22 protein-coding genes are annotated in these 25,569 nt (G+C 67.2%); 12 read left to right on the top strand and 10 right to left on the bottom strand.

Features of this window, described 5'->3' with window-relative positions; all coding sequences use genetic code 11:
- Positions 1-7: 7 nt before the first annotated feature.
- Entirely contained in the window at positions 8-2,653 is a 2,646-nt protein-coding gene (locus tag IPG61_08965) for a CRTAC1 family protein (protein MBK6734207.1), read from the bottom strand.
- 294 nt (positions 2,654-2,947) lie between these two features.
- On the opposite strand from IPG61_08965, the gene IPG61_08960 reads away from it, so the two are divergent.
- Positions 2,948-3,253 (top strand): hypothetical protein, encoded by a 306-nt coding sequence (locus IPG61_08960; GenBank protein ID MBK6734206.1) that lies wholly within the window; start codon positions 2,948-2,950, stop codon positions 3,251-3,253.
- An 84-nt stretch (positions 3,254-3,337) separates the two neighbouring features.
- Here the strand turns inward: IPG61_08960 and IPG61_08955 are convergent, their stop codons facing one another.
- Together IPG61_08955 and IPG61_08950 are read right to left on the bottom strand one after the other, a co-directional pair.
- Positions 3,338-3,610: a hypothetical protein gene (locus tag IPG61_08955; protein MBK6734205.1), complete on the bottom strand. Its 273-nt coding sequence runs from the start codon at positions 3,608-3,610 to the stop codon at positions 3,338-3,340.
- The gene (locus IPG61_08950) at positions 3,607-4,152 is read right to left on the bottom strand and encodes a hypothetical protein (GenBank protein ID MBK6734204.1); all 546 of its coding nucleotides are present in this window, start codon (positions 4,150-4,152) and stop codon (positions 3,607-3,609) included. Before IPG61_08950 ends, IPG61_08955 begins: the two co-directional genes overlap by 4 nt.
- A 277-nt stretch (positions 4,153-4,429) precedes the next feature.
- Here IPG61_08950 and IPG61_08945 point away from each other — a divergent pair, with 277 nt between their 5' ends.
- The 11 genes from IPG61_08945 (at position 4,430) to IPG61_08895 (ending at position 17,840) form a co-directional block, all read left to right on the top strand.
- Positions 4,430-6,193 (top strand): carboxypeptidase regulatory-like domain-containing protein, encoded by a 1,764-nt coding sequence (locus IPG61_08945; GenBank protein ID MBK6734203.1) that lies wholly within the window; start codon positions 4,430-4,432, stop codon positions 6,191-6,193.
- Positions 6,175-7,215, top strand: coding sequence for a TonB-dependent receptor (locus IPG61_08940; GenBank protein ID MBK6734202.1), 1,041 nt, complete (start codon positions 6,175-6,177; stop codon positions 7,213-7,215). The genes IPG61_08945 and IPG61_08940 overlap by 19 nt, the downstream gene beginning before the upstream one ends.
- Before the next feature lie 359 nt (positions 7,216-7,574).
- Positions 7,575-9,254, top strand: a complete 1,680-nt coding sequence (locus tag IPG61_08935; protein MBK6734201.1) for a T9SS type A sorting domain-containing protein — start codon at positions 7,575-7,577, stop codon at positions 9,252-9,254.
- 209 nt (positions 9,255-9,463) lie between these two features.
- Positions 9,464-10,633, top strand: a complete 1,170-nt coding sequence (locus IPG61_08930; protein MBK6734200.1) for a hypothetical protein — start codon at positions 9,464-9,466, stop codon at positions 10,631-10,633.
- Positions 10,634-10,854: 221 nt separating this feature from the next.
- Positions 10,855-12,135 carry a hypothetical protein gene (locus IPG61_08925; GenBank protein MBK6734199.1) on the top strand — a complete coding sequence of 427 codons (1,281 nt, stop codon included), beginning with the start codon at positions 10,855-10,857 and terminating at the stop codon, positions 12,133-12,135.
- Positions 12,136-12,538: 403 nt separating this feature from the next.
- On the top strand, positions 12,539-13,324 hold the full coding sequence (locus tag IPG61_08920) for a DUF3450 domain-containing protein (protein ID MBK6734198.1): 786 nt from the start codon (positions 12,539-12,541) through the stop codon (positions 13,322-13,324).
- On the top strand, positions 13,321-14,814 hold the full coding sequence (locus IPG61_08915) for a MotA/TolQ/ExbB proton channel family protein (GenBank protein ID MBK6734197.1): 1,494 nt from the start codon (positions 13,321-13,323) through the stop codon (positions 14,812-14,814). The genes IPG61_08920 and IPG61_08915 overlap by 4 nt, the downstream gene beginning before the upstream one ends.
- On the top strand, positions 14,814-15,494 hold the full coding sequence (locus IPG61_08910) for a MotA/TolQ/ExbB proton channel family protein (GenBank protein ID MBK6734196.1): 681 nt from the start codon (positions 14,814-14,816) through the stop codon (positions 15,492-15,494). The genes IPG61_08915 and IPG61_08910 overlap by 1 nt, the downstream gene beginning before the upstream one ends.
- Positions 15,491-15,910 carry a biopolymer transporter ExbD gene (locus IPG61_08905; protein MBK6734195.1) on the top strand — a complete coding sequence of 140 codons (420 nt, stop codon included), beginning with the start codon at positions 15,491-15,493 and terminating at the stop codon, positions 15,908-15,910. The genes IPG61_08910 and IPG61_08905 overlap by 4 nt, the downstream gene beginning before the upstream one ends.
- Positions 15,907-16,599, top strand: coding sequence for a TonB family protein (locus IPG61_08900; GenBank protein MBK6734194.1), 693 nt, complete (start codon positions 15,907-15,909; stop codon positions 16,597-16,599). The genes IPG61_08905 and IPG61_08900 overlap by 4 nt, the downstream gene beginning before the upstream one ends.
- 14 nt (positions 16,600-16,613) lie before the next feature.
- The gene (locus IPG61_08895) at positions 16,614-17,840 is read left to right on the top strand and encodes a tetratricopeptide repeat protein (protein ID MBK6734193.1); all 1,227 of its coding nucleotides are present in this window, start codon (positions 16,614-16,616) and stop codon (positions 17,838-17,840) included.
- Here the strand turns inward: IPG61_08895 and IPG61_08890 are convergent.
- The 7 genes from IPG61_08890 to IPG61_08860 form a co-directional block, all read right to left on the bottom strand.
- Entirely contained in the window at positions 17,826-19,403 is a 1,578-nt protein-coding gene (locus tag IPG61_08890; GenBank protein MBK6734192.1) for a DUF2723 domain-containing protein, read from the bottom strand. The genes IPG61_08895 and IPG61_08890 overlap by 15 nt on opposite strands.
- Positions 19,404-19,437: 34 nt before the next feature.
- Positions 19,438-20,205 carry an RNA methyltransferase gene (locus tag IPG61_08885; protein MBK6734191.1) on the bottom strand — a complete coding sequence of 256 codons (768 nt, stop codon included), beginning with the start codon at positions 20,203-20,205 and terminating at the stop codon, positions 19,438-19,440.
- A gap of 129 nt (positions 20,206-20,334) precedes the next feature.
- Positions 20,335-20,691: a phage holin family protein gene (locus IPG61_08880; GenBank protein MBK6734190.1), complete on the bottom strand. Its 357-nt coding sequence runs from the start codon at positions 20,689-20,691 to the stop codon at positions 20,335-20,337.
- Between the two features lie 71 nt (positions 20,692-20,762).
- The gene (locus IPG61_08875) at positions 20,763-21,938 is read right to left on the bottom strand and encodes an ATP-binding protein (GenBank protein ID MBK6734189.1); all 1,176 of its coding nucleotides are present in this window, start codon (positions 21,936-21,938) and stop codon (positions 20,763-20,765) included.
- A gap of 203 nt (positions 21,939-22,141) precedes the next feature.
- A complete protein-coding gene (locus IPG61_08870) occupies positions 22,142-23,563 on the bottom strand; it encodes a hypothetical protein (protein ID MBK6734188.1) in 1,422 nt (473 codons plus the stop codon).
- A gap of 109 nt (positions 23,564-23,672) precedes the next feature.
- Positions 23,673-24,983, bottom strand: a complete 1,311-nt coding sequence (locus IPG61_08865; GenBank protein ID MBK6734187.1) for a type II toxin-antitoxin system HipA family toxin — start codon at positions 24,981-24,983, stop codon at positions 23,673-23,675.
- A 2-nt stretch (positions 24,984-24,985) separates the two neighbouring features.
- Entirely contained in the window at positions 24,986-25,330 is a 345-nt protein-coding gene (locus tag IPG61_08860) for a helix-turn-helix transcriptional regulator (protein ID MBK6734186.1), read from the bottom strand.
- Between the last annotated feature and the right edge of the window lie 239 nt (positions 25,331-25,569).

Here is a 25,569-nt window from a genome sequence, read left to right as displayed (position 1 = left end):
AACCCCCCTATCGAATCTGAACACAGGAACTCGTCTTGAAGCTCTTCGGCGACGCGCTCTGTGTTGCGATGCCATACAGCGCGCTCTCGGCCATGAATGAGTACTGGCAGCTGTCGGTGCAGGTGCCGCCGTCCCAGGAGAGCGTGTGTCGGTAGTTCTTATTGGTGGCGTCGTAGGTGATTTCGATCTCAGAGTTGCCGGAGTTCAGCACGAACGAATTGGATCCGCACTCGGGATGTCCCGAAGCGGGCGTGACAGTCACTTCGTCTCCCGCCTCCTCCGTGAGAAGTTCCGTGGTCCAGGTGAACTCCCACGTGTACATCGCAAGGTAAGGGTCGTAGCTCTTGGTGAAGCCGAGGCTGCTCTGCGGAATCTTGTATTGTCCCAATGTGTGATATAGGCCCGTCTCGAGGCCGGTGTAGGCCTGCGTGGTCTCACCGTCCGGCCAGATGACCGTCACGTCCACCTCGCCTTGGTGATCGCCGAGTCCGTACACCAGATCCAACGCGCCTTGCCCCGCCTTGCCGCTGCCGCCGTCGACCACTTGCGCCTGAACGTCTGTCCCGTGGCTGACCTTCACCGTCGCGCCGATTCCGAATCGATTGCTCTTCTCAGCATCGAAACAGCGCAAACTGATGCCGATCCAGTTTCCGAGCGGGTGGGCCGGATCGTTCTCGTCCACTGGGTAGTAGTGAAAGAACTGACCGTCGGTGCATATGCGACTCATGTAGACATCGACCGCGCCGTCCCTGTTGAAATCCGCCACCACCGCCGGGCCCGTATTGCGATACTCCGCGGTTCCCCCGTCGCTGACTCGATACCATTCGTGTACTTCGCTGGTGAACTGCAACGGCTGGGTACCCCCCTCCGGGTCGATGTTCAGCATCGTGTAGGCGTACTGGTCCGGGTCAACAAACACATAGTCGGGATGGCCGTCGAGGTTGTAGTCGCAGACATCCAGGTCGAGCGGATCTCGTGTATTGTTGATCACGAACCCTCCCGACCATCCGAAAGTGATGGGCGCCACGCCCGACAGCGGCACGCACTTGAAATAGCCGGACTCGTTGTTGTTCGCGTACACGATGTCAAGGTCGCCGTCTGGTTCAACATCGGCGATGGCGGCCGCACAGTTCACGTAGGTCCAGTGGTCGTTCTCTCCATCCAGGCCATCAGCGGTAGCGTCGGTGAACGTGCCGTCTCCATCATTGATGAAGTAGCGCGACAAGCCGCCATGATAGGGATCTCCTTGCCCTTCTCCGTCCGGTCCGGCCTGCACAAGGACGAGATCCATCCAGTGGTCCGAGTTGAAGTCGGCCCATAGTGCGGAGACACACCCGGAACCCGAGATTCCGGCCGCGGTTACCTCAGTGAAAGTGATCCCGTTCGTGTTCCGGAGCAGTCGCGTTGAAGCACAACCCTCGAGGGTCGCACTCTCTACCAATACAAGCAAGTCGATCCGGCCGTCGGCGTCGTAGTCGCCCCAAGAGCCAGAGATCGTCTGGTTTTCGGAGGAGGTGGAACTATTGATCCCCGAAGCGATGGTAGAGTCCGCAAACACTCCGGAGCCGTTGTTGTGAAGGAGCCGGTGCCCATTGGCGCCGGGCAGATATATATCCAACCCTCCATCATTGTCGTAGTCCGCAACGATCACACCTGCTGCGTCACGAACACTCGCACTGACACCTGATGGAAACACAGCAAAGGTGAGGTCGTCGAAGAGAGGTACCCCGGTTGTCGCGTCGTAGTCTGCGGCAATGAAGGCTGACCGATCTGCCGCCAAGACCAAATCAAGCGCGCCGTCACTATTCAAATCTGCCGCCATTGAGTTGTGCGGTACGCCCTCATATGTGTCCTCCAAGCCGGTGGACTCCGACCCGTCTCGATACACGACGCCCGACGTGTAGGATGCCAGTCGCAATTCTGGCAGCGCCAGCGCCGCAGTGCTCATGCGCCGACCCTGCTCAGCAGTGAACCCTGCCCAACTGCCGACATCCGGCTCTTTCATGATATTCGTGGCTGGCGCGACCTTCGGCGTATCCGTAACAAGGTCGCCCGCCACCTCACTGTTTGCCCCGCTTTCGAGCTCCACACCAAAGGTCGTTTCGTCGGTATCGTAGAGCCCGAGACAGTGACTCATGAAGTGGCTCAACGCCGACGTTCCGCACGCCGCACCGGTCAACACGAGAGCGGTGCTCGGAACGCCTGCCGTCGTGCCTTCAATCGCCCCACTGGATTCGGCTAGGAATATGTCTATGCGCGTCGAGTCCGAGTACGTCGTGAAAAGCGTGCCCGCACTATCGATCGCGCTATGGAACAACTGGCTGTTGTTGATGTCGCTTCTTGCCAAGGGCACGAACAAGATCCCCACCGACGCGAAATCGGCACTCAGACCAGCCAGTAGGGAATCGATGGCGGACTGGCCGTAACCACCCGATCCATCGCTTTCGTGCAGCACATGCAGGGCCAGTTGCAGGGCGGGAAGGACCGCGCCGTCTTCGTAGGGCGCCTGGCGATTCAGCTCCAAAAGCGCATCGATCGTATCAGGCTGCGCATGGCAGATGAGGTCCTGGGCTCGCGAGAACCCGGCACTCATGGCGACCATGCAGACCAGAAAGAAACAAGATGGCCGGGGAAACAAACGGCGGCAGTTCATGGACGGCCTCCCACATTGATAACGGCAGAATTTTGAGATTCGGATATCGGGCCGAGCTGAGATGCTTGCCATGATGTCGGTACGCCCTTGTCCGATCGCTGGTGACCTTAGCGCACCTGTTCACTGCTGGTCAAGCCAACTGTTGGCAATTGATTCGCATTTGGAAGTCGTGCGCTTCTTTGCGATGGATTTCGTCTTCTTGAGGGAGTATGCGATGCGGTCGCCTCAGCGATTCTATTGAGGCCGGCGTGCACCGAGTCCCCTCGCGACCGCCGACTGCGCCTGTCTATCGATATGAACGTCATCGCCTACTACGACCTGCCCACCATCGGCACCAACTACAATTGGATGCGCGCGGTAATCGACGGCGGCATGAAGCAGGGCATTCCCGACCGCGCACAGCGTGACCGCACCATCACCTTGTACCTGGATGTGGACTGGTTCCGCGGGCAGCTCGGGACGGCGGACAACGACGGCATCGCGGCGTTGCTGGTCGACAGGCAGGGGAACATCGCGGCGCGGTGGTATGGGCGGTATGCGGCGGCGTTCGGGGATGAGCTGCGGGCGGCGGTGGCACCGGCTCCGGCAACGCAACCCTGACCGAAAACCACTTGCGCCGGCGCAAGTCTCACGATTCCGAGCGCCGGCGTTCATTCATCAGGGCAAGGCACGGACCTCGAACGGTCATTCGGCGGCGGATTCGCCCGCACGGTCATTGAACCAGGCCACGATGCGCGCCCGCTCGGCAGGCTCGAAATCCCCTCCGTACATGCGCAGGAAGATCCGGGCGCGCAGCGATTGGCCCTCGGGGTGGGGCTCGTCGGCCAGGCCGGCGACGACCAGGGCGCGTGCGTCAGCCCACATGCGCGTGCACATGACCAGCCGCTCCTCCGGCGTCAGCGCCATCAGCATGTCGCGATAGCGGGCGCGCACTTCCGCCGACGTATCCTGGCTCATCCGAGCAACTCCCTGAGTTGCGCGACGACACCCAGTCGCGCGGCCCAGTCCTCGAGGTAGTTGAGGTCCATGCCGGCCGTCGACTCCAGCAGCAGGACCAGGTCCGCGCGCTGCTGTGGAGACTCACCCTCTTTCCACCACACGAGCTTCGACAGCACGAGATCCTCGCGCGCCACCACGGAGACCTCGAGCCCGGCGATGTGCTTGCGCTGCCGCCGGGCGAACTCAACCTGACGATACTCGTCGTCGCGGCGGACAATGAAATCCGCCTTGGCCACACCTTCGTTGTGGATCACGTTGAACATGCCGCCCCGCGCGATGGCGTCCGCCACGGCCTCAGCACTGACGTAGCATTCGGCCCCGAACAGGCGCACCCAGTCCGCCGCCTTCGTCGAGGCACACTCGACCACCAGGTCGATGTCGCGCGTCATCCGCGGCTGGGTGTAGAGCGACATAGCCACCGAACCCGTCAGCATGTAGGGCACGCGCGCCGCATCAAGGCGGCGCACGACGAATCCCAGGAATTCCAGTTGGTCGTTCATGGTATCCACAATGATACCCCGGATCGCAGGGGACTTCCACCCGCGCAACTGGACAATGATGACAATTGATTCCAGCCCAATGGGATCGAAGCGTGCGGCCCGCCCCGCCCCGGGACTTGCGCCGGCGCAACTCCCCCGGATTGGCCCCCTTTTTTCCATTCCCTAACCTGTCGTTGACCTTCGCCTCTTAACCTGTCGCAAACAGAGCCGCGCCGCCCGCGCCCGCCGGGGTGCGGCGCGCCGGCGCTTCCCGCCATCCCCGTCCCGGACGGTGCCCATGCGTCGACTCCTGCTGCTCGCGGCGGCCGGCTGGCTGCTGGCTGCGCCCGCCCCCGCCCTGGCTGACGGCCTGAAGGGCCAGGTGCGCGACCTCGACTCGAAATCGGAGTTGATCGGCGCCGACGTCGTGCTGCTGGGCTCGGACCACCGCACCGCCACCGACATCAAGGGGCGTTTCGAGTTTCCCGACCTGCTGCCCGGCACCTACGAACTGCGCGCCACCTACACGGGTTACAACCCCCGCACCATCACGAACGTGCGGGTGGTGCCGGGTCCGGCGGCCGAGATCATGGTCGAGCTGGAGGGCACCCGCGCCTACGAGACCGACGAGATGGTTGTCAGCGGCACCCGCGTGCTGTCGACCGACAGCGCCCTGATGCTCAGTCGCCAGCAGGCCGGCGTCATCGGCGATGCGATCAGCGCCGCCCAGATCTCGCGCTCGCCGGACGGCAACAGCGGCGATGCGCTCAAGCGCGTGCCCGGCCTGACCGTGAACGACGGCAAGTATGTGTTCGTGCGCGGCATCGGCGACCGCTACAACGTCACCGAGGTCAACGGCGTCCAGATGAGCGGCACCAACGTCGACCGCGACCGCAAGAGCTTCAACTTCGACATGGTGCCGGCCAACCTGCTGTCCAACATCACCGTCATCAAGCAGGCCACGCCCGACCTGCCGGGCGATTTCTCGGGCGGCCTGGTGCGCATCAGCACGCTGGAGTTCCCGGAAGGGCCCACCACCGCGGCCGGCTACACCATCGGCGCCATCAGCGGTGCGACGGGCAGCACGCTGCAGTACGACGCGATCCGGGGCGACACCGACTGGCTGGGCATCGACGACGGCGGCCGCGACTTTCCCGACGCCTTGCGCGACAGCACGGTCACCTACCAGAACCTCTCGCTGCGCAACCCGTACCTGGCCCGGGCGCTGCCCAACCGCTGGACCACCGAGGGGCGCCCTGCCCCGCCGCGCATGTCGTTCAACCTCTCGCACGGCAACAAGGTGCGGCTGCTGGGCGTCGACGTGGGCTTCATGGGCGCCGCGTCGTACGGCGACAAGGCCGACATCGAGGACGAGAACGAGGTCCGCATCGGCGGCAACTCCATCATCGCCGGCGGCACCACGCACCACACGCAGACCACCCTGGGCGGGCTGGCCAACATCTTCCTGCGCTGGGGGCGGCAGCGGATCGGGTTCACGAACCTGTACAACCGCACCACCGACAGCCAGATCACGTTCATGTCGGGCAAGGACCAGAAGACCTTCGAGTGGCGCACGATGTCGTGGCACGAGCGCTACCAGTTCGTCGACAAGATCGACGGCAGCCACCACCTGCCGGGCCCCGGCGGCGGCTTCGAGCTGGACTGGCAGGTCTCCTACGGCGAATCGCACGCCACCGAGCCCGACCGGCGCTACCTCGCCTACAACCTCGACTTCGAGCCGAAGGCCATGGACGAGAACATGCGCACCTGGACCTGGCTGGACGAGACCCGGCGGGGCCACGGCGTGGACCTGGCCTGGTCGCCGACCAACGACGACCTGGCGCGCGAACACAACCTGGAGATCAAGGCCGGTTTCAAGCGCGACCAGCGTTCGCGCACGTTCGATTCGGAGTCGTGGTACACGCTGCGGTCCCAGTCCAACCGGTTCGACGGCGCCCTGGCCTTCCTGCCGCCGGACTCGATCTTCCGTCCGAGAACTACAACGAGGTCTCCGATCCGCGGCGGGGCACCAAGTGGGAGTTCGTGCAGGACACCGTCCTGAGCGGGACCTATGTGGGCAACCACGAGATCGACGCCTGGTATGCGATGGTCGACCTGCCGTTCTCGGTGCGCCAGGAGGTCATGCGGCTGACCGGCGGGGCGCGCGTCGAGGATTCCGACCAGGTCGTGTACTCGGTCCAGAACAAGCTCTTTCCCGATGTCCAGGACACCTCGCGCATCGACAAGCGCGACGTGCTTCCCTCGGTGGCCCTGACCTGGATGTACGACGAGGATACGAACGTCCGCGTCGGCTACTACAAATCGGTCAACCGACCGGAGTTCCGCGAGTTGGCGCCCGTGCTGCGCCGTGACTACCGCACCTTCGAGAACCAGCGCGGCAACCCGAATCTCAAGCGGGCCCAGATCCACAACTACGATGTGCGCCTGGAGCACTTCCCGGCGCCCGGGCAGGTGCTGGCCGCCAGCGCCTTCTACAAGCGGATGTCCGACGCCATCGAGGACACGCTGCTGACGGCCGAAGCCGAGCGTCCGACCGCCACGTTCACCAGCACGCCGGAAGCCCGCAACTGGGGCTTCGAGGTGGAGGTGGTCCGCAAGCTGGACCGGTTCGCCGTGACGCGCCACCTGACCTTCTCGGCCAACTACACGCGCGTCTGGTCGGAGGTCATCTTCGACAACCCGCGCACGCTGGATGTGGTCGAACAGGACAAGCGCCAGCTGCAGGGCCAGGCGCCCTGGTCGGTGAACCTCGCCCTGCAATGGGAGAATCCGAAAACTGATACGAACCTGGGCATTCTGGCCAATCGCGTGGGACGTCGTCTCGACAAGCTGTCCGAGAACATGTTCGATTACGTCTACCTCGAGCCGCGCACGCGGCTGGACCTGGTCGCGACGCAGCAGCTGCCCAAGTCGTTGAAGTCGCTGAAACTGAAGCTCGCGGTGACCGACATCCTGGCCAAGCCGACGATCAAGACCAGCAGCACCGAAGCGGGTGAGCGGTACACGTACTCGGATGTGTCGGAATCGACGGCCTATTCGCTGTCGGTCTCGGGGAAGTTCTAGCCTTCGTTAACAGGATCCTGACTTGATCATCGCCGTTTGCTTACGCCGGATTGGCCATGAATCCACCAACCGCTGACCGAGCGCCAACAATCGACCGCTAGACTGTGCCCTGTCGACGCTGGGGAGCAGGCCAGTTCGAACGAGGGCGTCTCAGGTATTCCTAACGACAAGCCTTCGCACTTTCGACGTCATCCTCTCCCCGGCCCGACACGCCTTTCCACCACGTGACGGTCCATCTCTTGACAAACGGCCACCGGACACGTGCGCCCGGCAAGGGCGACGGTGAAGAGGTTCCGGGGCGGTCTGCCGCAAGGCCGGCCGTCCCCCGCATCCAGGCTCCTTTAGGAGGAAGCAACTTTATGAAGAAGAACGCGATCGCCTTGCTGCTCGGGCTGGTCGCCACCGTTGCCACCCTGCCCGCCCTCGCTTTTGTGGGGACGGAGACTCTGGGCACCAACGACGGCAACCCCCTGGCTGTGTTCAACCAGAACACCAGCCGCACCCTGAGCCCCGACACGCTGTACACGCTGTACGGCCAGTACTACGTCGAAGCCGGCCAGACCCTGACGATCCCCGCCGGCACCGTCATCCAGGGCGTGCCTGCGGCGACCCTGATCGTCAAGCCCGGCTCCACCATCAATGCCGCCGGCACCTGGGACAAGCCGATCATCTTCACCAGCAGCGAGGCCCCGGGCAACCGGCTGGCCGGCGACTGGGGCGGCGTGGTCATCCTGGGCCGGGCCCGCGTGAACCAGCTGAACCCGATCATCGAGGGCGGCATCATCTCGCAGGGCACCTACGGCGGCACGGATGACGACGACAACAGCGGCGTCTTCAAGTACGTCCGCATCGAGTACCCGGGCTACCGCTTCGCCCTGAACAACGAGATCAACGGCTTGACCCTCGGTGGCGTTGGCCGTGGCACCGAAATCCACCACATCCAGGTCAGCTACGCCGACGACGACTCCTACGAGTGCTTCGGCGGCACCGTGAACCTGCACCACATCGTGGCCTTCGGCGGCACCGACGACGACTTCGACACCGACTTCGGCTACCGCGGCAAGGTGCAGTTCGCCTTCGCGCTGCGCGACCCGAACACCTGGGACCCGACCGGCGAGAGCAACAGCTTCGAGTCGGACAACGACGGCTCGGGCACGTCGGCCTGGCCGCAGACCGCCCCGATCTACTCGAACGTGACCTCGGTGGGCCCGCTGTACGTGCAGGATCCCCTGCCGGTCGGCCAGCGCTACCAGCATGCCGCGCTGATCCGCCGCAACAGCCGCACCAGCATCTTCAACTCGGTCATCGCCGGCTTCCCGCGCGGCATCAGCGTGCGCAACCTGTCGGTCACCAAGGCCCAGCAGGACACGCTGCGCTTCGAGAACAACGAAGTGACCGGCAACTACCTGTACGCCACGAACATGATCCACGACCGCGCCAACTGGAACTCGGTGGCCGGCAACGCCGGCCTGGGCGGCTGGTTCATGGCCCACGCCAACCTCGACACCGTCGTGCGCGTGCCTTCGGTCGTCGGCCTGGGCGCGTCGATCAGCCTGAACAGCCCGGATGCCGTGCCCCAGGCCGGCAGCGTGCTGATCGGTTCGGCCGACTGGACCGACAGCTACCTGGCCGACCCGTACTTCCAGCAGGTCAGCTACCGCGGCGCGTTCGACCCGGCCCTGCCGATGAGCCGCCAGTGGACTGCCTGGTGGACGAACTTCAACCCGCAGGACGCCGACTACACGATGCCGGCCTCCGCTGTGGGTGGAACGCCGGAACTGCGGGTCACCCTGGGCAACCAGCCGAACCCGTTCAACCCGAGCACCACGATCAAGTTCAGCGTGCCCAAGGCCGGTCGGGCCGCCCTGGAAGTCTTCGACCTGCGCGGCCACAAGGTCGCGAGCCTGGTCGACGGCGAACTGGCGGCGGGCGACCACGCGCTGCAGTTCAGCGGCGAAGGCCTGCCGAGCGGCACGTACTTCTACCGCCTCAGCGGCGACGGTTATCAGGTCACCGAGAAGATGCAGCTGGTGAAGTAGCAACCGACTGCACAGACAGGACCGCGCCGTTATGGGGAAGGGGCGCCGGGGTTGACCGGCGTCCCTTTCTGTTTTGTTGGGGGGTGGTTTACGGCGGCGAGCGGTTCGTCGGGTTGGATTGCCTGCTGCTAGGGGTGTATACTCAATTGCGGTCTGGAAATCGAACTGCCTGCAGTTGGTCGGAAAGTCTGTCTCTTGTGAATATGCGGATGCATGAGAGGTTGGCGATGTGCTTCCGAATCTTCCTTCTTGGGCTCTGCCTGCTGTCGGCGTTATCGACTTCGGCGGCGACGATCACGGTCCGTAGGGATGGGACGGGTGACTATTCGGTGATCCAGCAGGGATTGGATGCGGCAGCGGACGGTGACACGATCCTGATTGGGCCGGGCGAATATACGGAGACGACGACAATTCACCCGCCAGGTTGGCCCGGTGATTTGGAAGTGTATGGGGAGATCCGGCAACAGCGATTGACCATCATCGGTGCCGGCGCCGACGTCACCATCATCGGCCCGACGGTGCACGCTCCAGACTGGAATGCAGAAAGTCCGGAAGGTCTCGCCACCGACGCGCCCAAGGACAGCATTGCGATCTCAGACTTGACAGTTCGCAACTGCTTCAAGGGCATTGCGCTCAGTTGCAGTCTTCAGATGGAGCGCTGTCACGTCGAAAACAATGAGTTTGGTTTGAGTTGGACGGCCCGAGGCGCGGGCGGCACGGTTCAGGAATGTCGGTTCTCGACAACCGATGCACTTGATCCGATTGGCCTGTATGTTCGAGGCGTTGCGGGGGTACTGGTTGAAGACTGTGAGTTCGTAAGAGCATATCCGCTGGTTGACAATTCCGAGTCAGTTTTTCGCAGATGCGACATGCGCGGGCCGGACATCATTGGTTTCTATTCTGCCCGCGGCACCTGCGAATTGTGGGATTGCACGATTTCAGACGTCGAGATCGGCCTAACGACAGGCTATGTGGGCTCGCGATGTGAAATACACGATTCTCAGATCTCAGCAACTTTCTACGCTCTTCGGGTTGACCACAGGACGTCCGCATTTGTGGAAAATTCGATACTCAGTGGTGGTTCCGATTCTGTGGTGCGGTTGCGAGATGCAGATGCCGTGACGATCCACGGCTGTGACTTTGTGCGTGGCAGCGGGCCGGTCATCAGGAGCTCCAGACAGGCCGCCCTTGGATTGGTAGCACACGACGTTGCAAACAACTATTGGGGCGCTTCGGAGGAATCACAGATTCAGGAATGGATTATCGATATGGTTGACGATCCGAGTATCTACGCGACTGTGCTCTACAGCCCCTTCGCCGGCCAGTCCCTGCCGACCGAGTCCACATCGTGGGGAGACCTGAAGGCCTCGTTCCGATAGCCGGACCGCCTCCCCGCCGGCCGCGACTTGCGCCGGCGCAAGTCTTCGCGGCTTGGCCGCCTCAGCCCAATGAACCAGGAATGATGATGAGTATCGCGATCACCATGCCGCCCGTGCCAAGTTCCCAAAATCGAATCGACACAGTCCATCCCTAAGTTCATGCTGTTGCGACCGTCATCGCCTGCCAGCATGAAGCCCGACGCGTATAGGGGGCCAAATCCATGAACGTTCAAAATCTCGAAACTCCCGCCCCCCGCGCCGTTCGCCGGCACCCGCGCGCCCGCACTCGCGTGCTGGCCTCCGCATTCATATCTGCGGTCTGCGTTCTCACCTTAGCCGCCAATGCCCACGCCGAACTGCTCCCCATCACCCCCCACACCGCCTGGCCCACGCGGCCGGTACCGGAGCGCGCCCCCGCGGAAGTCACGCTCCCGCTGCAGCAGATCTGGCGCCTGGAGTGCGGCGATGATGCGGAGCCCCTGATCGGCGACATCGTGTCCGTAGCTGCCGCGCCTGACGGCCGCGTGCTGCTGGCCGATGGGCAATTGTGCCACGTGCTGGTGGTGTCCGCGCAAGGGAAGGTGGAGCGCACCGTGGGTCGCTGCGGCGATGGCCCCGGCGAGCTGACTGGGGCGTTCCGCGCCGTGACGCTGCCCGACGGCCGGATGGGCATCGCCGACGGTTGCGATGCGCCGGGCATCCAGTTCGGGACACGGGGCAACATCGTCATCCTTGATCGCGATGACCTGCCCGCGGGCGAGCTCATGGCCGGTGGCGATCCGGGTGGCGTGCCCGTCTGCGTGCCGCGCGATGTGCGCGGCGCGGCCGGAAGGATCCTCGCGGTCACCTACCGCGCGCAGGTGCAGCCGCCGAAGATGACGTCCGTGCTTGAGCTGAGCCTGCTCGATGCTGCCAGTGGTGAACGGGAGATCGTGGCGAGGCAGTTGCACTCGCTGGCTCTCGGCCAACCGGTGACCGATGAGCGCGACACCTACGAGCCCTTCGCCTCCGGGCGCTGCGACCTGAGTGCGACCGGCAGGCTGGCCATGGCCCCCGAGCGCGACCGCTGGCTGGTGGCTGTGCGCGAAGTCGATGGCACGGGATTCGTCCTGGAGCGGCCCTGGCGGCCGGTGGACCGCAGCCCGGCGGCCAAGTCAGAAGCGCGGCGCCAAATCGGCAGCGATACAGGACACATCTTCGAGACGGAACCCGCCATCGGGCTGGTGCGCTGGCGTCCCGACGGGCATCTCTGGGTCGAGCCGCTGGGAGTGCAGTTGCCCGCAGGCGTGGTGGCGTGCTTCGATGAGTTCACGGCGAACGGCGCGCTGGTGCGTCGCGTGTATCTGGCCGTGCCGGGCGCGGCGGCTGACGCGCGGCTGTTGGTTCTGGAAGATGGGCGACTGGCGTTGCTGGAGGGGTTCGGGCGGGAGCCGTCCGAGGAGGCCGGCGATTTGGCGCCGGCGGTGACGCTGTTGGAGGAGGGTGCGGCTGGCGTTCGCTAGCAACTTGCGCCGGCGCAAGTGGTGTCGCGACGTGAGTTCCGCGAAAACGGCGCCCGGCTTGGGCACCCAACACCCGCCACTTGCGCCGGCGCAAGTCCTCGCAGAAGCGTGAGAATCTCGCGCTACCGGCTTTGCTCATCATGGTGAGATATTTTACTCAACATACTGAGTAATGCGTCGGCAACGGCGCATCATACTGTCCGAGAACAAGATGCCGTCGCGATTCACCGGCCCGCAGTCGAGCCTGCGCCACGATAGCGCCACCACGATTCCCCGCCCCCACCCCCGGATTCACCAACAATTCGCTGGTCCATAACCACTCCCTAACAGGACCCCGGTAGGTTGGCTGCGTCACCAACGTCGCGCCGCGCATCCATCAGGGCCGATCACGAAAGAGTGGACCATGCTTCGACGTCTCGCTTGCTCCGGGGCCGTGGCGGTGCTGATGGCACTTGCCCACACCACGGCCCAGTCCGCGGAACCGGCCGCCACCGCCTCCGCCCCCGATTCCCTCGCCGCCACCGTCAATCGGACCATCGATGCCGCCCGGCAGACCCAGGCCGGCCTTGACGGCTGGGCCCAGGAGCGGAAGGACCTGGAGCGCCGGTACCGCGCTGCCCAGGCCGCGGCCGACTGGTATGGGGACCAGGTCGCGCGCGAGGACGAGAAGCAGGCCGCGCTGGATGCCTCGATCCGCGAACTCGAGCGCCGGATGGTCGAATCGACGCGGATGCAGGCCGTCATCCAGGACACGCTCAACGTGGTGCTCGGGCGGCTGGAGAATGCGGTGGCGGGCGACCTGCCCTTCCTGGCCGCCGAGCGGCAGGATCGGCTGAAGAACCTGCGCCTGGCCATGGCCCAGCCCGACCTGGCGCCGGCCGAGAAGCTGCGCCTGCTGCTCGAGGCCCTGCTCATCGAGGCCCAGTACGGCAACAGCGTCGAGGTCGAGCCGCAGACCATCATGGTCGGGGGCCGCGAAACGCACGCCGACATCCTGCGCATCGGGCGGCTGGCTCTGTTCTGGCGCAGCCCCGACGGCAAGCGCGTCGGCACCTGGGATCCCGCGACGACGGCCTGGACCGAACTGCCGGGCAAGCACAACCGCGTGATCTCGCAGGCCATGGAGATGGCAGCCCGCACGCGCCCGATCGACCTCGTCACGCTGCCGCTCGGGAGGATCAGCCGATGAACCGCAACCGCCTGATGGCGCTGACGCTGATGGCGTTGGCGCTGGCCGTCGCCGCCCCCGCCCCCGCGCAGGACCTGCGCGAGGCGTTCCGCAAGGCCGAGCAGGAGCGCGAGGCTGTCCGCGCGCGCGCCGCGGCCAGCGAGCAGGCCGTGCTCAATGATCGCACGCGCCTGCTGGCGGCGGTCGATTCGCTGGAATCGGCGCGCACGCGGCTGGAAGCGGAATTGAAGGCGGCGCAGGTTCGCGTCACCGCGTCCACCGCGCGGCGCGACGCCCTCGAGAAGGAGTGGGGCACGCGCGAACTGGACACGCGCGAGATCTCCGGCAACGTGCGCCTGACCGCGCGCGATCTCGAGATCATGCTCAACCAGTCGTACTTCTCCGCCTTCGACACGACGCGGGTGGCCCACATCAGCCCGCTGCTGGACACGGGCTACTACCCGGGCATCGACGACATCTCGGCGATGGCGTCGGTGATGCTCTCGGAGTTCGACCTCAACGGACGCGTGGCGCTGCACAAGGGCGAGTTCATCGGCCGTGACGGCGAAATCACCTCCGGCACGATCATGACGCTCGGGCCCTTCACCGCCGCGTACGAAGTGCCGGAAGAAGCGGGCTTCCTCAACTGGGTCGCCGGTTCGCGCACCTTCTTCGCCACTTCGGAGCTGCCCGGCGGCAGCGTCGGCCGCAACCTCGGCAACTACCTGAAGGGCGAGTCCGACATCGTCCCGCTCGATTTGTCTGGCGGCGACGCCGTGCGCCAGATCGCCTACAAGATCAGCTTCCTCGAGCAGTTCCAGACGGGCGGCCCCGTGGTCTGGCCCATCCTCGGGGTGGCGCTGGTGGCGCTCTTCCTGGTCATCACCCGCGCCTGGCACCTGAACCGGATCCACGCCAACACCGACCATTTCATGACCGAGGTCAACAGCATGGCCGCGCGCGGCGACTGGGCCGCGGCTGACGACATGGTCGCCCGTCACGCGAAGCGCCACATGCCGGTGATCGAAGTCATCAAGGCCGGCCTGGCCGTGCGCGACCGCGACCGCGAGACCCAGGAGAGCGTGCTGCAGGAGGCGATCCTGCACCAGCTGCCGAGCATCGAGAGGGGATTGTCGGTGCTCGCAGTCCTGGGCGCGGTCGCTCCGTTGCTGGGCCTGCTCGGTACCGTGACGGGCATGATCAACACCTTCCGCGTCATCACGCTCTTCGGCACCAGCGACCCGAAGCTGATGAGCGGCGGCATCTCCGAGGCCCTGGTCACCACCGAGTTCGGCCTGATCGTGGCCATTCCGGTGATGCTCCTGCACACGCTGCTGTCGCGGCGCTCGGACCACATCATCGGCGAGATGGAAGAAAAGGCCGTGCAGCTGACGAACATCCTGCAGGCGCGGCGCGAGGACGAGCTGGCGGCGCGCGCGAGCCAGGTACGGCCTGGCGGCAACGGCGGCAGCGGTGGCGGCCGGACGATGGCCGCGGCGGGTGGTGCGTGATGATGGCGCCGGCGCCCGGGACGATTGCAATCGCCGGTCTCGACCTGACCGAACTGGCCTGGTCCACCTGGGATTACGCCATGGCCGGCGGCTGGGTGATGGTGCCCATGATCATCGGCTCCATCGCGATGTGGGCGCTGATCATCGACCGGTTGCGTACGTTCGCCGAACTGGACCGCGATGATATCGAGGCGCCGGCCGCCCTGGCCGTGCTGGGCGGCGGCCGCGCGCCGGAGGGCGGCAGCGGATTGCGGCGGATGGTGCTCCACCGCTATCTCCGGGCGCGCACCGGCCGCGTCAACATCGACCGCGCCGTGCTGCGGCACGTCACCGACCGCGCCCGCCGCCAGTTGCACGGGCGGCTGCCGGTCATCCGGACGCTGGCCGCCATCGCCCCGCTGCTGGGGCTGCTGGGCACGGTGCTGGGCATGATCCAGACGTTCCAGGTCATTGCGCAGTTCGGCACCAGCAACGCGCGCGCCATGGCCAGCGGCATCTCGGTGGCCCTGATCACGACCGAGACGGGCCTGCTGATCGCCATTCCCGGGCTCTTCGTCGCCGGGGCGCTCTCGCGCCGGGCGCGGCGGCTGGAAAGCGCGCTGGACGAATTCTCGCTGACACTCGACCGCTCGCTGCGCGAAGAAGCGCGCGCCACGGGCCTGATGGAGGCGGCTTCATGATCAACGTGCGCAAGAATCGCGGCGGCAACACCGGCGTGAACATCGACATGGGTCCGCTGGTGGATATGGTCTTCCTGTTGCTGATCTTCTTCGTGGTGACGACCAGCTTCGTCAAGGAATCGGGCATCGACGTACAGCGCGCCAGCGCCGCCACGGCCGAACTGAAGCAGCGGGCCACCGTCATGATCGGCGTCTCGCCCGAGGGGCAGGTCTACTTCGAGGGCAAGCAGGTGGACGTGCGCAGCGTGCGCGGCCTGATCGAGCGCGCGCTGGCCGAGAACCCCGACGGCGGCGTGGTGGTCGTGGCCGACAAGGCCAGCCGCACCGGCGCCGTGGTCGGCGTGATGGACCAGTGCCGGCTGGCCGGCGCGAAGGACGTCAGCCTCGCCGCCAGCCGCGCCGAGGGCGGGCAGTGACGGACCTGGCCGGCAGCCTGCCGTCGCTGGCACCCATGGCCCAGCCGGGCGTCCCATCGGGCGGAGGCCCGCGCCGCGCCGCGCGCGCGGTGCTGATGGTCTTTGTGGCCGGCGCCATCAACGTGGCGCTGCTGTGCGTGGCCTCGTACCTGATCAACGCCAGCCGGGCGCCGGAACAGGACGTCACCGTACCGGTGGGCGTGAGCCTGGTGAACCTGGCCCCGCCCGCGCCGCCGAAGCAGGAGAAGGCGCGCGAGGAAACGCCGCCGCCGCCGGCCGAGGACAAGCCCGAAGTGGAACCGGACCTGTTCCAGCCCGACCTGGGCGCCGGCATCGGCGACATCGCCATCGACGTGAACATCGGCGGCGCCACGCGCGACGATGCGGCGCGCGAGGCGATCTTCGATTCCATCGACCTGGACCAGGCGCCCGTGGCGATGGTGCAGGTGCCGCCCGAGTACCCGTTCAAGGCGCGCGAGCAGAACATCGAAGGCTACGTGGCCGTGAAGTTCCTGGTGCGACCGGACGGCAGCGTCGGGAACGTGAATATCCTGAAGGCGCAGCCCGCCGGCGTCTTCGACGACGCGGTGCGCCGCGCGCTGGTGCGCTGGAAGTTCCAGCCCGGCCGGCTCGGCAACGACGCGGTCGCCGCCTGGGTGACCACGACGCTGCGCTTCGACCTGAACTAGACGGGAGTCGGGACATGACCAACCACCATCCCGCCCGCAGGGCCATTCCGTTCCTCGGCTGCAACCTGCTGGCGCTGGCCCTGGCGTGCTGGCCGGCAGGCGTGCGCGCCGAGCCTCCCGTACGCCCCGACTACTACGATATCGAGAGCGCCCCGCGCTTCGAGCGCCGCGCGCTCATGCACGCATCCATGTACACCAAGTCCGGCGACTTCGTGAATGCGGCGCGCATCCTGGAGGAGCACTTGCGCGATCACCCCGACCAGGACCATCCGCTGGTCCGCCTGCACCTGGCGCAGAACGAGGCCGATGCCGGTAACGCCGCCGCCGCGCGCGACAACTACCGGCGCGCCGTCGAGATGCAGCCGGCCCTGGAGCGCGCCTGGTTCGGCCTGGCCGACGCCGCCTACGACCTGGCCGAGTACGCCGTGGCGGCCGACGCCTTCGAGCGCGGCTATGCGGTGGACCCCGCGCGCCCTGTCGATGTTCTCTACTACGCCGCCGCCTCGTGGCTCATGGCCGAGCGTCCCGAAGAAGCCGTGCGCGTGCTGGAGCGGCTCACCACCGACCCCGCCCAGCCGCCGCAGTTGCGCTGGGTGCAGGCCTACCTCGCCGCCGCTACTCGCCTGGAAAAGCCCGAGTTGGCGGCCCACGCGCTGCATCACCTGCTCGACGCCAATCCCGAGGATGCCGACGCCTGGTACCTGCGCTACCAGTACGATGCCGCCCGCCGCGACTTCCAGGCCGCCGCGGTGGCCCTGCGCGTCGTGGGCCTGCTGCGACCGCTGTCACCCGCCGAAGAGAAGCAGATGGGCGACCTGCTGCTCGCCGCCGGCGTGGCCCAGCTCGCGAGCGAACACTATCGGCGCGGCCTGTCGCCCGAGGCGACGCCCGCCGAGGTCGAACGCCTGGCTTCGGCCCTGGTGGCGGCCCACGAGACGGAGCAGGCGCTCGACGTCCTGAAGGCGGCGCTGGAGCGCTCGCCGACGACCCGCCTGTGGTCGCTGGCCGGTGACGTGCACTACTTGCGCGAGGAATATGCCGCGGCGCTCGACGCGTTCGCGCGCGTGGCGGCCGACGGCGACGAGTCGGGACGCGCGTGGCTGATGCAGGGTTACTGTGCGCTGGAGCTGGGCCGTCGCGACCAGGCGCTCGAGCTGCTGGCGCGGGCGGCCGGGTTTCCCGAACAGCAGGACATGGCGCAGCGCCTGATCCAGCGGGCGCAGAAGCTACGGGCGGGATGAGCCCGGCGCCGGCACTTCGCCCTTCCGCAACATGTGCACCGACGGCACCGCCGCATCGAAGATGATGACCGGCAGCTCGCTGCCCTCGTTCAGGCGCCCGGCGATGGCCTCGACCAGCGCCGCCTCACCGCCGACCGCCTCGCGTCCCGGCTTGGGCACGGCCAGGCCGGCCACCGGGTCGACACCGTAGCGCCCGGCGAACTGCGCCCGCGGCCACGCATGCGTCAGGGTGGCGGGGTTCAGCACCACCAGCCCCGGCTTCTCGCCGTCCAGCACCTGCCAGGCAAGCAGCTGGTGCACCATGTCACTGTGCCAGAGCACGAACGCGGGCTCGACCGTGATCGACGACCACATGCGGCGCACCAGCGTCTCGTGCGTCGTGAACACGGCGCGGCGCTGCCGGGCGGCGCCCGTCCAGACCGCGCCCAACGACACCGAGACCAGCATCGCGAGCGCCACGACCGCCCACAGTCCGCGCGTGCCGCGTGTTCCCGGCGCCAGGCTCACGAGCGCCGGCGCCAGCGCCATCAAGCCCAATCCCAGCACCGGTACGAAGTACGAACCGGGATCAGAGACGCCGTAGGCTAAGACCACCGCGAGCTGCAGCACGCACCCGGCCGCCACGGCCGCGAGCACCAGCCGTCGCGGACCGCGGCCCGCGGCGCGGATCGCCAGAGCCAGCGCCACGGCGGCCACGGCCAGGAACGGATAGGCGTATCGCGCCAGCAGGCCGGCCTGCCCCGCCGACGGCCGGAAAGCGCCGAAATAACCGGCGTACTGGGACGCGGTCACATGGTCCCACACCGCACCCCACGTCGGCGCCAGCGCGGGCCACTGCGCCGCACCGGGATGGAACGCACGCCAGGCCACCCAGCCGTAGCCGGCGAGCGGCGCCAGCGCGCCGAGCACGGCCATCGCCACCAGGCCCACCGACAGCCGGCGACCGGCGGCCCTCGCCAGCACGAACGTCAACGGCACCAGCAGCAGCAGCGCCGTGAGGTGATGCGCCAGGCCCGCGCCCGCCACCAGCCCCCAGGCCAGGGCGTCACGGCGCGTCGGCGCGTCGGCGCGCGTTTCGAGCAACCGCAAGGCGAGCAGCACCGCCCCTGCGGCCCACGCCAGGTGCCACGAACCCGTCTCGGCGAGCGTCGTCTCGTAGGTCCACAGCGGATTGAGTCCGAAAAGCAGCACGGGCAGCCACGCGAACCAGGCGACCGGGCGCATCGCCTCGCCCGGCGCCCATGTCAGTCGCCGCGCCAACCGGTGCAGCAACGCCACGGCCACGGCGCCGCCCAGCGCACTCCAGGCGTTGGCCGCGTACGCCCAGCTGGCGCCGAACGCATGCAGCAGCTTCACGAAGGGATGACCCAGCAGCGTGTACAGCGGATAGCCCGAAGGATGCGCCACGCCCCCGGCGCCCAGCACCAGCGTGAACTCGGCGGCGTCCTTGTCGCCGCACACCTGGGGCGCCAGCGCCAGGTAGGCCGCCAGGGCAACGGCCCCCGCGGCCAGCGACGAACGCCAACCGGGGCGCGGCGCAGCGGCAATGGCGTGTGGCGGCACAATCCCACCTCGAGGCTGAAGCGATGAACGCGCCTCAGCGCGGCCGGTCGCGGAAGAATGGCGTTTGCGGCGGCAGCAGCCCCGCCTCGCGCAGCGCCTCGCGGGCCAGCCCGCGCGAACTGCGGCTCTCGTCGGCCAGCCACATCAGCCGCAGGTCGTCGCAGCGCGCGGCCGGCAACTGCCAGCCGGCGGCCTCGCCCTCGCGCAGCCGCCCCGCCAGATGATACAGCACCAGCGCCGCCGTCACCGACACATTCAGGCTGCGCGTGAACCCCGGCGTCGGGATGGTCACCCGCACATCGGCCGCCGCGAACGCCGCCGGCGACAGCCCCGTTTCCTCGGTGCCGAAGCACACGGCCAACGGCTTCTCCAGCGACACCTCGTCGAGCGGTACCGCATCCTCGGCCGGGCTGGTCGCGAGAATCGAGTAGCCCTGCCCGCGCAGGCTGCGCAGGCACTCGCCGACGTCCGCGCCCGCGTCGCCACCCGCCCACCGATGCATCGTCAACCACCGCGCCGACCCCCGCGCAATGCGCCGCGCCGGCCGGAAGCTCTTCTCGTCCTCCACCACGTGCACATCCTGCAGCCCCAGGCACTCGCAGGTGCGCAGCACGGCGCTGGCGTTGTGCGGATGGTAGACATCCTCGAAGACAACGGTGATGTGCGCGGTGCGCGCCGCCAGCACCGCATCCATGCGCTGCAGCCGCTGGGGCGTGACCAGGCCGTTCAATTGCGCAAACAGGTGGGCCCGCCGGTCGGCGGGCAGCTGGAGCAGCAGGCGCGGGTCGATGGTCTGGGGCACGGCCGGGGTTCCTTACGGGGTGATGGACCAATGGCGCCGATGGACCACTTGCGCCGGCGCAAGTCCGCGGCGCCCCTTCAGCATAGCCGCCGGCGGCCGGCTTGTCGCGTACGGGTCGCTGCCGGCGCCCTACAGCTGCGACCACCCGCCGCCGATCACCGCCTCCACCGCCAGGTTGAGCAGAGACAGCACCAAGGCGCCCCACAGCGCCGTCCCGCATCCCTGCACCTTGATCCCGGGCACCAGCGCGCTGACCAGCCGCAGCATCAGCGCATTGATCACCAGCAGGAACAACCCCAGCGTGAGGATGGTCAGCGGCAGCGTCAGCACCACCATCACCGGCTTGACGATCGCATTGGCCAGCCCCAGCACCAGCGCGCCGATAAAGGCCGGGCCCCAGCCCTCGACCTTGACGCCTTTCACGAGGCGGGCCACCAGCAGCAGCAGGGCGGCAGTGATGAGCAGGTGGGCGAAGAACGACAGGATGGGCATGCGTGCGGCCTCCTCGAACTATTTTGGGTGTTCCGGTGGTCTGTATACTGTGCGCCAGCCTGGAGTCAAATGACCCGACCCGCCCACATCTCCTCGCAGAACTCGCGCCAAGGCACGATCTCTATCCCGTCCACTGTCCGCCGCCGCTGTTCCACGCGTGCCACGACAAGCGAGCGCCGCGGCTGCTGGTCCTCGGCCAGGGCGCGCAGGCCGCGCAGGTCGGCATCGCGCACCTCTCGGCCCGACTTGAACTCGAGCGCAACGTCCATGTCGCCAACGATGAGGTCGACCTCAAAGCCGCTGTGCGTCCGCCAGTACGAGAGCAGCCGTTCACGTCCCGTGTACGCCAGGCAAGCGCGGACTTCGTTGAGCAGGAAGTGCTCGAACGCGCGCCCGAACAGATCCGAGCCTTCGACCGCCGCCGGCATCTCGGGCCGCAGGGCGCGAGCCACGCCAACGTCGAACAGGAAGAATTTCGCGGTCTCGACCAGGCGACGCCGACCGGCTCGCCGCCACGGTTCGAGAGTGAAACCGAGGAGGGTATCGCCCAGGATCTGGAAATACGCCCGTACGGTGCTCGGGGAAACGCCCGTCTCGCGCGCGATGTTGGCGTAGTTCAACTGCTGGCCGTGCGTCAGGCCCACGACCTGCAGAAAGCGCGCGAACGCCGGCACGCTCCGCGTGGCCGATTCGTCGATGATCTCTTCGCGGATGTACGCGTTCACGTACGACCGGAGCCGCGGCCCCGGCTCGTCGGCCAGATAGTGCGCGGGCAAGCCGCCGTGGTTCAGGTAACGGACAAGGTCCAGGTCGGGCAACTCCCGGCTGGTCAGGGGCAGCAGGTGGTGTTCGACCGCACGTCCACCGAGGAGATTGTGCGCCTTCCGCCGCAGCTTGCGCGCACTGGATCCGCACAGGACGAACCGCGTGCCGGTGTTCTCCAGCAGCCAGTGCACCTCTTCGAGCAGGGCCGGGATTTTTTGCACTTCGTCGATGACCACCACCGGCGGGCTCACGGCCAGGACCTGCTCGCGCAGGAGGTGGGGCGAGACGCTGAGGTCGGCGCTCAGGGACGAGTCGAGCAGGTCGTAGAATCGCGCATCGGGAAACGCCTGCCGCAACAGCGTTGTCTTGCCGGTCTGGCGGGGCCCCCACAGGAACGCAGCCGCCGAGCCTGTGGCCGGATTGGGCGACCACGGCAGATTGAGTGCGCGCTGGATGGGGGAGAATCGCTGATTCATGTGTGGATTATCGCGATAATCGGTGGCTTGTGCAACGATTTTTCAATCCACAGGGCCCCACTTGTCCCGTATACAGTATGCGGGCTCGGCCGATTCGCGCGCAATTTGTTTACTCACATGGCCTTGTGCCAGCGGCATCATGTTGAGCCGCCGCCGGCTGCGGCGCTTGCGCTCGTGTGGCACTTGCGCCGGCGCAACTCCCATCACTCCCTCGCCATCAACTCCGCCTTCTGCACGTCACGCCCCACCTGTTCGTCGTGCGGGGCCAGTTCGGCGGCGCGGCGCAGGTCGGCCAGGGCGGTGGGCGTGTCGCCCTCCTGCAGGGACAGCATGCCGCGATTGTGCAGGGCGACGGCCGATCGCGGGGTCAGGGCCAGGGCGCGGTCGAAGGCGAGGCGGGCACCGCTCCTGTCGCCGGTCATGGCGCGCGCCAGGCCGAGGTCGGCCCAGCAGGGCGCGGCATCCAGGCCGGCGGCGACGGCGGCTTCGAGACGGGTGCGGGCCGGACCGAAGCGTTCCTTGAGCAGCTCGGCGTGCCCGTGCGCGAAGTCGAGCCAAGGCCGGGCGCGCGCATCGTCGGCGAGCACATCCTCCGCCTGCACCAGGTCGCGGGCGGCGGCCTGCGCATCGCCCGTGGTTTGCCAGGCCAGGGCGCGCCACAGCCAGGGCCAGGTCGGGTCGATGGACACGGCCAGGGCGCGCGTGGCGCCGAATGCCAGGTGGGAGGCCCAGAGAGTCCGCTCGGTGTCCGCCTCGGCCGCCATCATGCGTTCGCAGGCGTGGTCGGCGTAGGCCAGGAGTGACCCGGTGACGTAGCCGCCCTCCGCATTCGTCCAGAACGGCAGTGGAGCGGCGCTTGCCGGCTGCAGCGGCGAGCGGCGCTCGCGGCGGGTGGCCCAGGCGGCAAGCCCGTCGTCGCAGGCGGCGGCACTGCGTTCGTAGCTCGTCACCGCAAGACCCCACTCGCGATTGGCTTCGTAGACATAGCCGTAGTCGCGGCGACAGGGAAGCTCGCCCCAGCAGGCCGCCGCCGGCTGGATACCCACGTGCGTGAATGAATGCAGATCGCCTCTGGTCCAACGATCGAATGGCCCGGATTCGTGGTGCCCTCGCACGAGCGAGATCCAGTAGAAGTTGCGCAGTCGGTTGTCGGGACCGGGATCTTCGTACGGCTTCAGATAGGAATAGTACTCGCGGAGCGGCGTGCCGTGATCGGGCATCGCCGCGATCGCCAGCGCCTGGACCAGTCGCGACTCGCGGCTCGGGCCATAGCGCACCGCCATGCTCGCCTGCTCGGCTGCCGCCTGCCAGTCTGTGGCGTCGTATTCGAGCCAGGCCATCACGGTGTGATACGAACCCGCCAGTCGGCGCCGCTCTTCAACCGGCAGCGCCTTGATGAGCTCGGCCGCACGCGCCAGCGAGGTCCGCGCGCGCTCCTGGTAGCCCATCACCCGCTGCGCTTCGGCCAGGTCGATCCAGGCCTCCACCACGTTGGGATTGGCGGCCAGGGTCTGGCTCATCTGCGCCGCGATGCGGTCAGGCGGTAGTGCGGCGGCAGGGAGCGCGGTCGTGATCAGGCTGCCGGAAAGGAGCAGAATCAATATCGTGCGGATGGTCCGCGACATGGGGATCCTTTCGACCATGAGCTGCCATCGCAACCGGGGATGACCTTACGGCGCGGGTGGATGAGGCGCAAGAGGAGGTGGGCGCCGCCGAGACTTGCGCCGGCGCAACTCAACCCCCGCCGAACTCCCGAAACGTGCCCCCTACCCGCGCCGCCTGCTCCTCCGCCACGCCCGCCGCCGCGGCGAACCGCGGCCACTCGGCCAGGGCGTTGCGCACCTCGTCGATGATCGCGCCCGGCTTCTTCACGCCCACGTTCGCCGCCACGGCCAGCAGGTCGGCGCGGGTGATGGCGTCGCGCTTGCCGTTGATCGACATCTGGTGGCGGCTGGTCCAGCGGCCGTCGGGGTTCCAGGCCCAGATCACGTCGTAGGCGGGGGCCAGGCGCCACTCGCCGTTGGTCGACATCAGGAAGGCCAGGTTCTTGGTGTGGTCGTCCTGGTTGCGGGCGGCCGCGTTGAAGACCAGACGACGGAACAGTTCGGCGACATCGGGATAGGGCAGGCGCAGTTCGCGCATGACGGCGAAGGCCTGCTCGTAGGAGTGGGCGGCCGGTTCGTTGAAGTCGAGATGCGCCAGGCCGCACAGGGTCTGCAGGTGCAGCCGGCTGCCGTCGGCGGGGCGATCGAAGCGGCGGGTCAGGAAGTGGGCGCGGCCGCCTTCCTCCAGCAGTCGGCATTCGGTCATGGTGATGCCGGCGGCCACGGCCATCAGGTGGTAGGCGTACTCGAGGCGGCCGTACCCTTCGGGGTTGTCCAGGGAGCGGTCCTGCACGCCGTCGAACTTCAGCAGCCAGTGCGCGAAGCCGGGCGGCGCCTCGAGTTGGCCCGAGCGCACCTCGCCGGTGGCGTCGTTGATGGCGATCACGGCCTTGGCCCGTGCGCCGCCGGCCGACGTGCCCACGCGCAGGATGTCGGCGATGGCCTTCGTGCCGCCGGCCAGCGATGTGTCCAGGTCGGCGCGCCGCAGCAGCACCTCGCGCGCCAGCGACACCAGCTCGGCGATGTCGACGCGGGCATCTGTATTCAGTGTACCGCGCAGGGCGGGCGTGAACGAAAGGGCGCCCAACGCCCGATTGCCGACATAGCACAGCCTTTCGACCGGGCTGAAGTCGGCGGGGCGTCGTCCGCGCGTCACCAGCCAGGCGTCGATGAGCTGGTGGCCGAAGCGGTCGGGCAGGGCGTCGGCCAGCAGGCCGGGCAAGCCCAGGAACGTCCGGCGCGGCAGTGCGGGGAACGAGAAGCGGGCGCCTCCGCGGCGCGCCGCGGCGAGCGGCATGTGCAGGGGCGAGAGGTCGAGGTCGCTGTCGAGGAAATCGGGATCGTACTCGAAGGTCGCGACCCCGCGCTGGTCATCCCAGGCCACGGCTCCGGCGGTGCGCCCCCAGATGTTCACGAACGCGGTGTCGACGCGCGCAGCCATCGTCACGTCTCGCCATCGGGCGCGGCCGTGCCGTCGTCGCCGGTGCGCCGCGGGCGCGAGGCCCGCTGCCGCTGCCGCCCCTGGCGCCGGGCCAGCTCGAGCGGACTGGGACCGAGCGGCGGCAGGAAGGCGTCGAGTTCGTCGAGCGCCCCGAGGGCGCGCAGCACCTGCACCATGGTGAGCAGCGAGGCGCGGCCGTCGCGCTCGAGTTGCCCGATGGTGGTGCGGTCGAGCCCGGCGCGCTCCGCCACCTCGGCCTGGCTGAGGTTGCTGTCGAGCCGGCGCTGGCGCAGGCGCTGTCCCAGCTCCTCGAGTACGGCCTGGTCGGTTGCTGCGTAGAACGTCATGAGGCGTCCTCCCATCTTTAAGGACATAATCGGTTATTATATCGGCTTTGGCCATCAATAGATGATCATTATTTCGCCCACGGGCCCGCGCTGTATACAAAATACACGATGGATATTAGCATCAAACAGAACACCAGCGGCCACTAATGATGACAATACATAACATTGTATGGTTCTCTAGACCATCGAATGGGGGCCGACCAACTTGCACCGGCGCAACGGCCGGCGCGGGGCCCGCG

The sequence above is a fragment of the bacterium genome, from assembly GCA_016703265.1.
Classification (GTDB): Bacteria; Krumholzibacteriota; Krumholzibacteriia; order LZORAL124-64-63; family LZORAL124-64-63; genus CAINDZ01.
Note: the sequence above shows the minus strand (reverse complement) of the source record. Positions and strands in the feature narration are given on the sequence as shown.

Excerpts from the sequence above, each read along its gene's own strand:
- IPG61_08965 (MBK6734207.1), bottom strand. The coding sequence starts at position 2,653 with ATGAACTGCCGCCGTTTGTTTCCCCGGCCATCTTGTTTCTTTCTGGTC.
- IPG61_08960 (MBK6734206.1), top strand. The coding sequence starts at position 2,948 with ATGAACGTCATCGCCTACTACGACCTGCCCACCATCGGCACCAACTAC.
- IPG61_08955 (MBK6734205.1), bottom strand. The coding sequence starts at position 3,610 with ATGAGCCAGGATACGTCGGCGGAAGTGCGCGCCCGCTATCGCGACATG.
- IPG61_08950 (MBK6734204.1), bottom strand. The coding sequence starts at position 4,152 with ATGAACGACCAACTGGAATTCCTGGGATTCGTCGTGCGCCGCCTTGAT.
- IPG61_08945 (MBK6734203.1), top strand. The coding sequence starts at position 4,430 with ATGCGTCGACTCCTGCTGCTCGCGGCGGCCGGCTGGCTGCTGGCTGCG.
- IPG61_08935 (MBK6734201.1), top strand. The coding sequence starts at position 7,575 with ATGAAGAAGAACGCGATCGCCTTGCTGCTCGGGCTGGTCGCCACCGTT.
- IPG61_08930 (MBK6734200.1), top strand. The coding sequence starts at position 9,464 with ATGCATGAGAGGTTGGCGATGTGCTTCCGAATCTTCCTTCTTGGGCTC.
- IPG61_08925 (MBK6734199.1), top strand. The coding sequence starts at position 10,855 with ATGAACGTTCAAAATCTCGAAACTCCCGCCCCCCGCGCCGTTCGCCGG.
- IPG61_08920 (MBK6734198.1), top strand. The coding sequence starts at position 12,539 with ATGCTTCGACGTCTCGCTTGCTCCGGGGCCGTGGCGGTGCTGATGGCA.
- IPG61_08915 (MBK6734197.1), top strand. The coding sequence starts at position 13,321 with ATGAACCGCAACCGCCTGATGGCGCTGACGCTGATGGCGTTGGCGCTG.
- IPG61_08910 (MBK6734196.1), top strand. The coding sequence starts at position 14,814 with ATGATGGCGCCGGCGCCCGGGACGATTGCAATCGCCGGTCTCGACCTG.
- IPG61_08905 (MBK6734195.1), top strand. The coding sequence starts at position 15,491 with ATGATCAACGTGCGCAAGAATCGCGGCGGCAACACCGGCGTGAACATC.
- IPG61_08895 (MBK6734193.1), top strand. The coding sequence starts at position 16,614 with ATGACCAACCACCATCCCGCCCGCAGGGCCATTCCGTTCCTCGGCTGC.
- IPG61_08875 (MBK6734189.1), bottom strand. The coding sequence starts at position 21,938 with ATGAATCAGCGATTCTCCCCCATCCAGCGCGCACTCAATCTGCCGTGG.
- IPG61_08870 (MBK6734188.1), bottom strand. The coding sequence starts at position 23,563 with ATGTCGCGGACCATCCGCACGATATTGATTCTGCTCCTTTCCGGCAGC.
- IPG61_08865 (MBK6734187.1), bottom strand. The coding sequence starts at position 24,983 with ATGGCTGCGCGCGTCGACACCGCGTTCGTGAACATCTGGGGGCGCACC.
- IPG61_08860 (MBK6734186.1), bottom strand. The coding sequence starts at position 25,330 with ATGACGTTCTACGCAGCAACCGACCAGGCCGTACTCGAGGAGCTGGGA.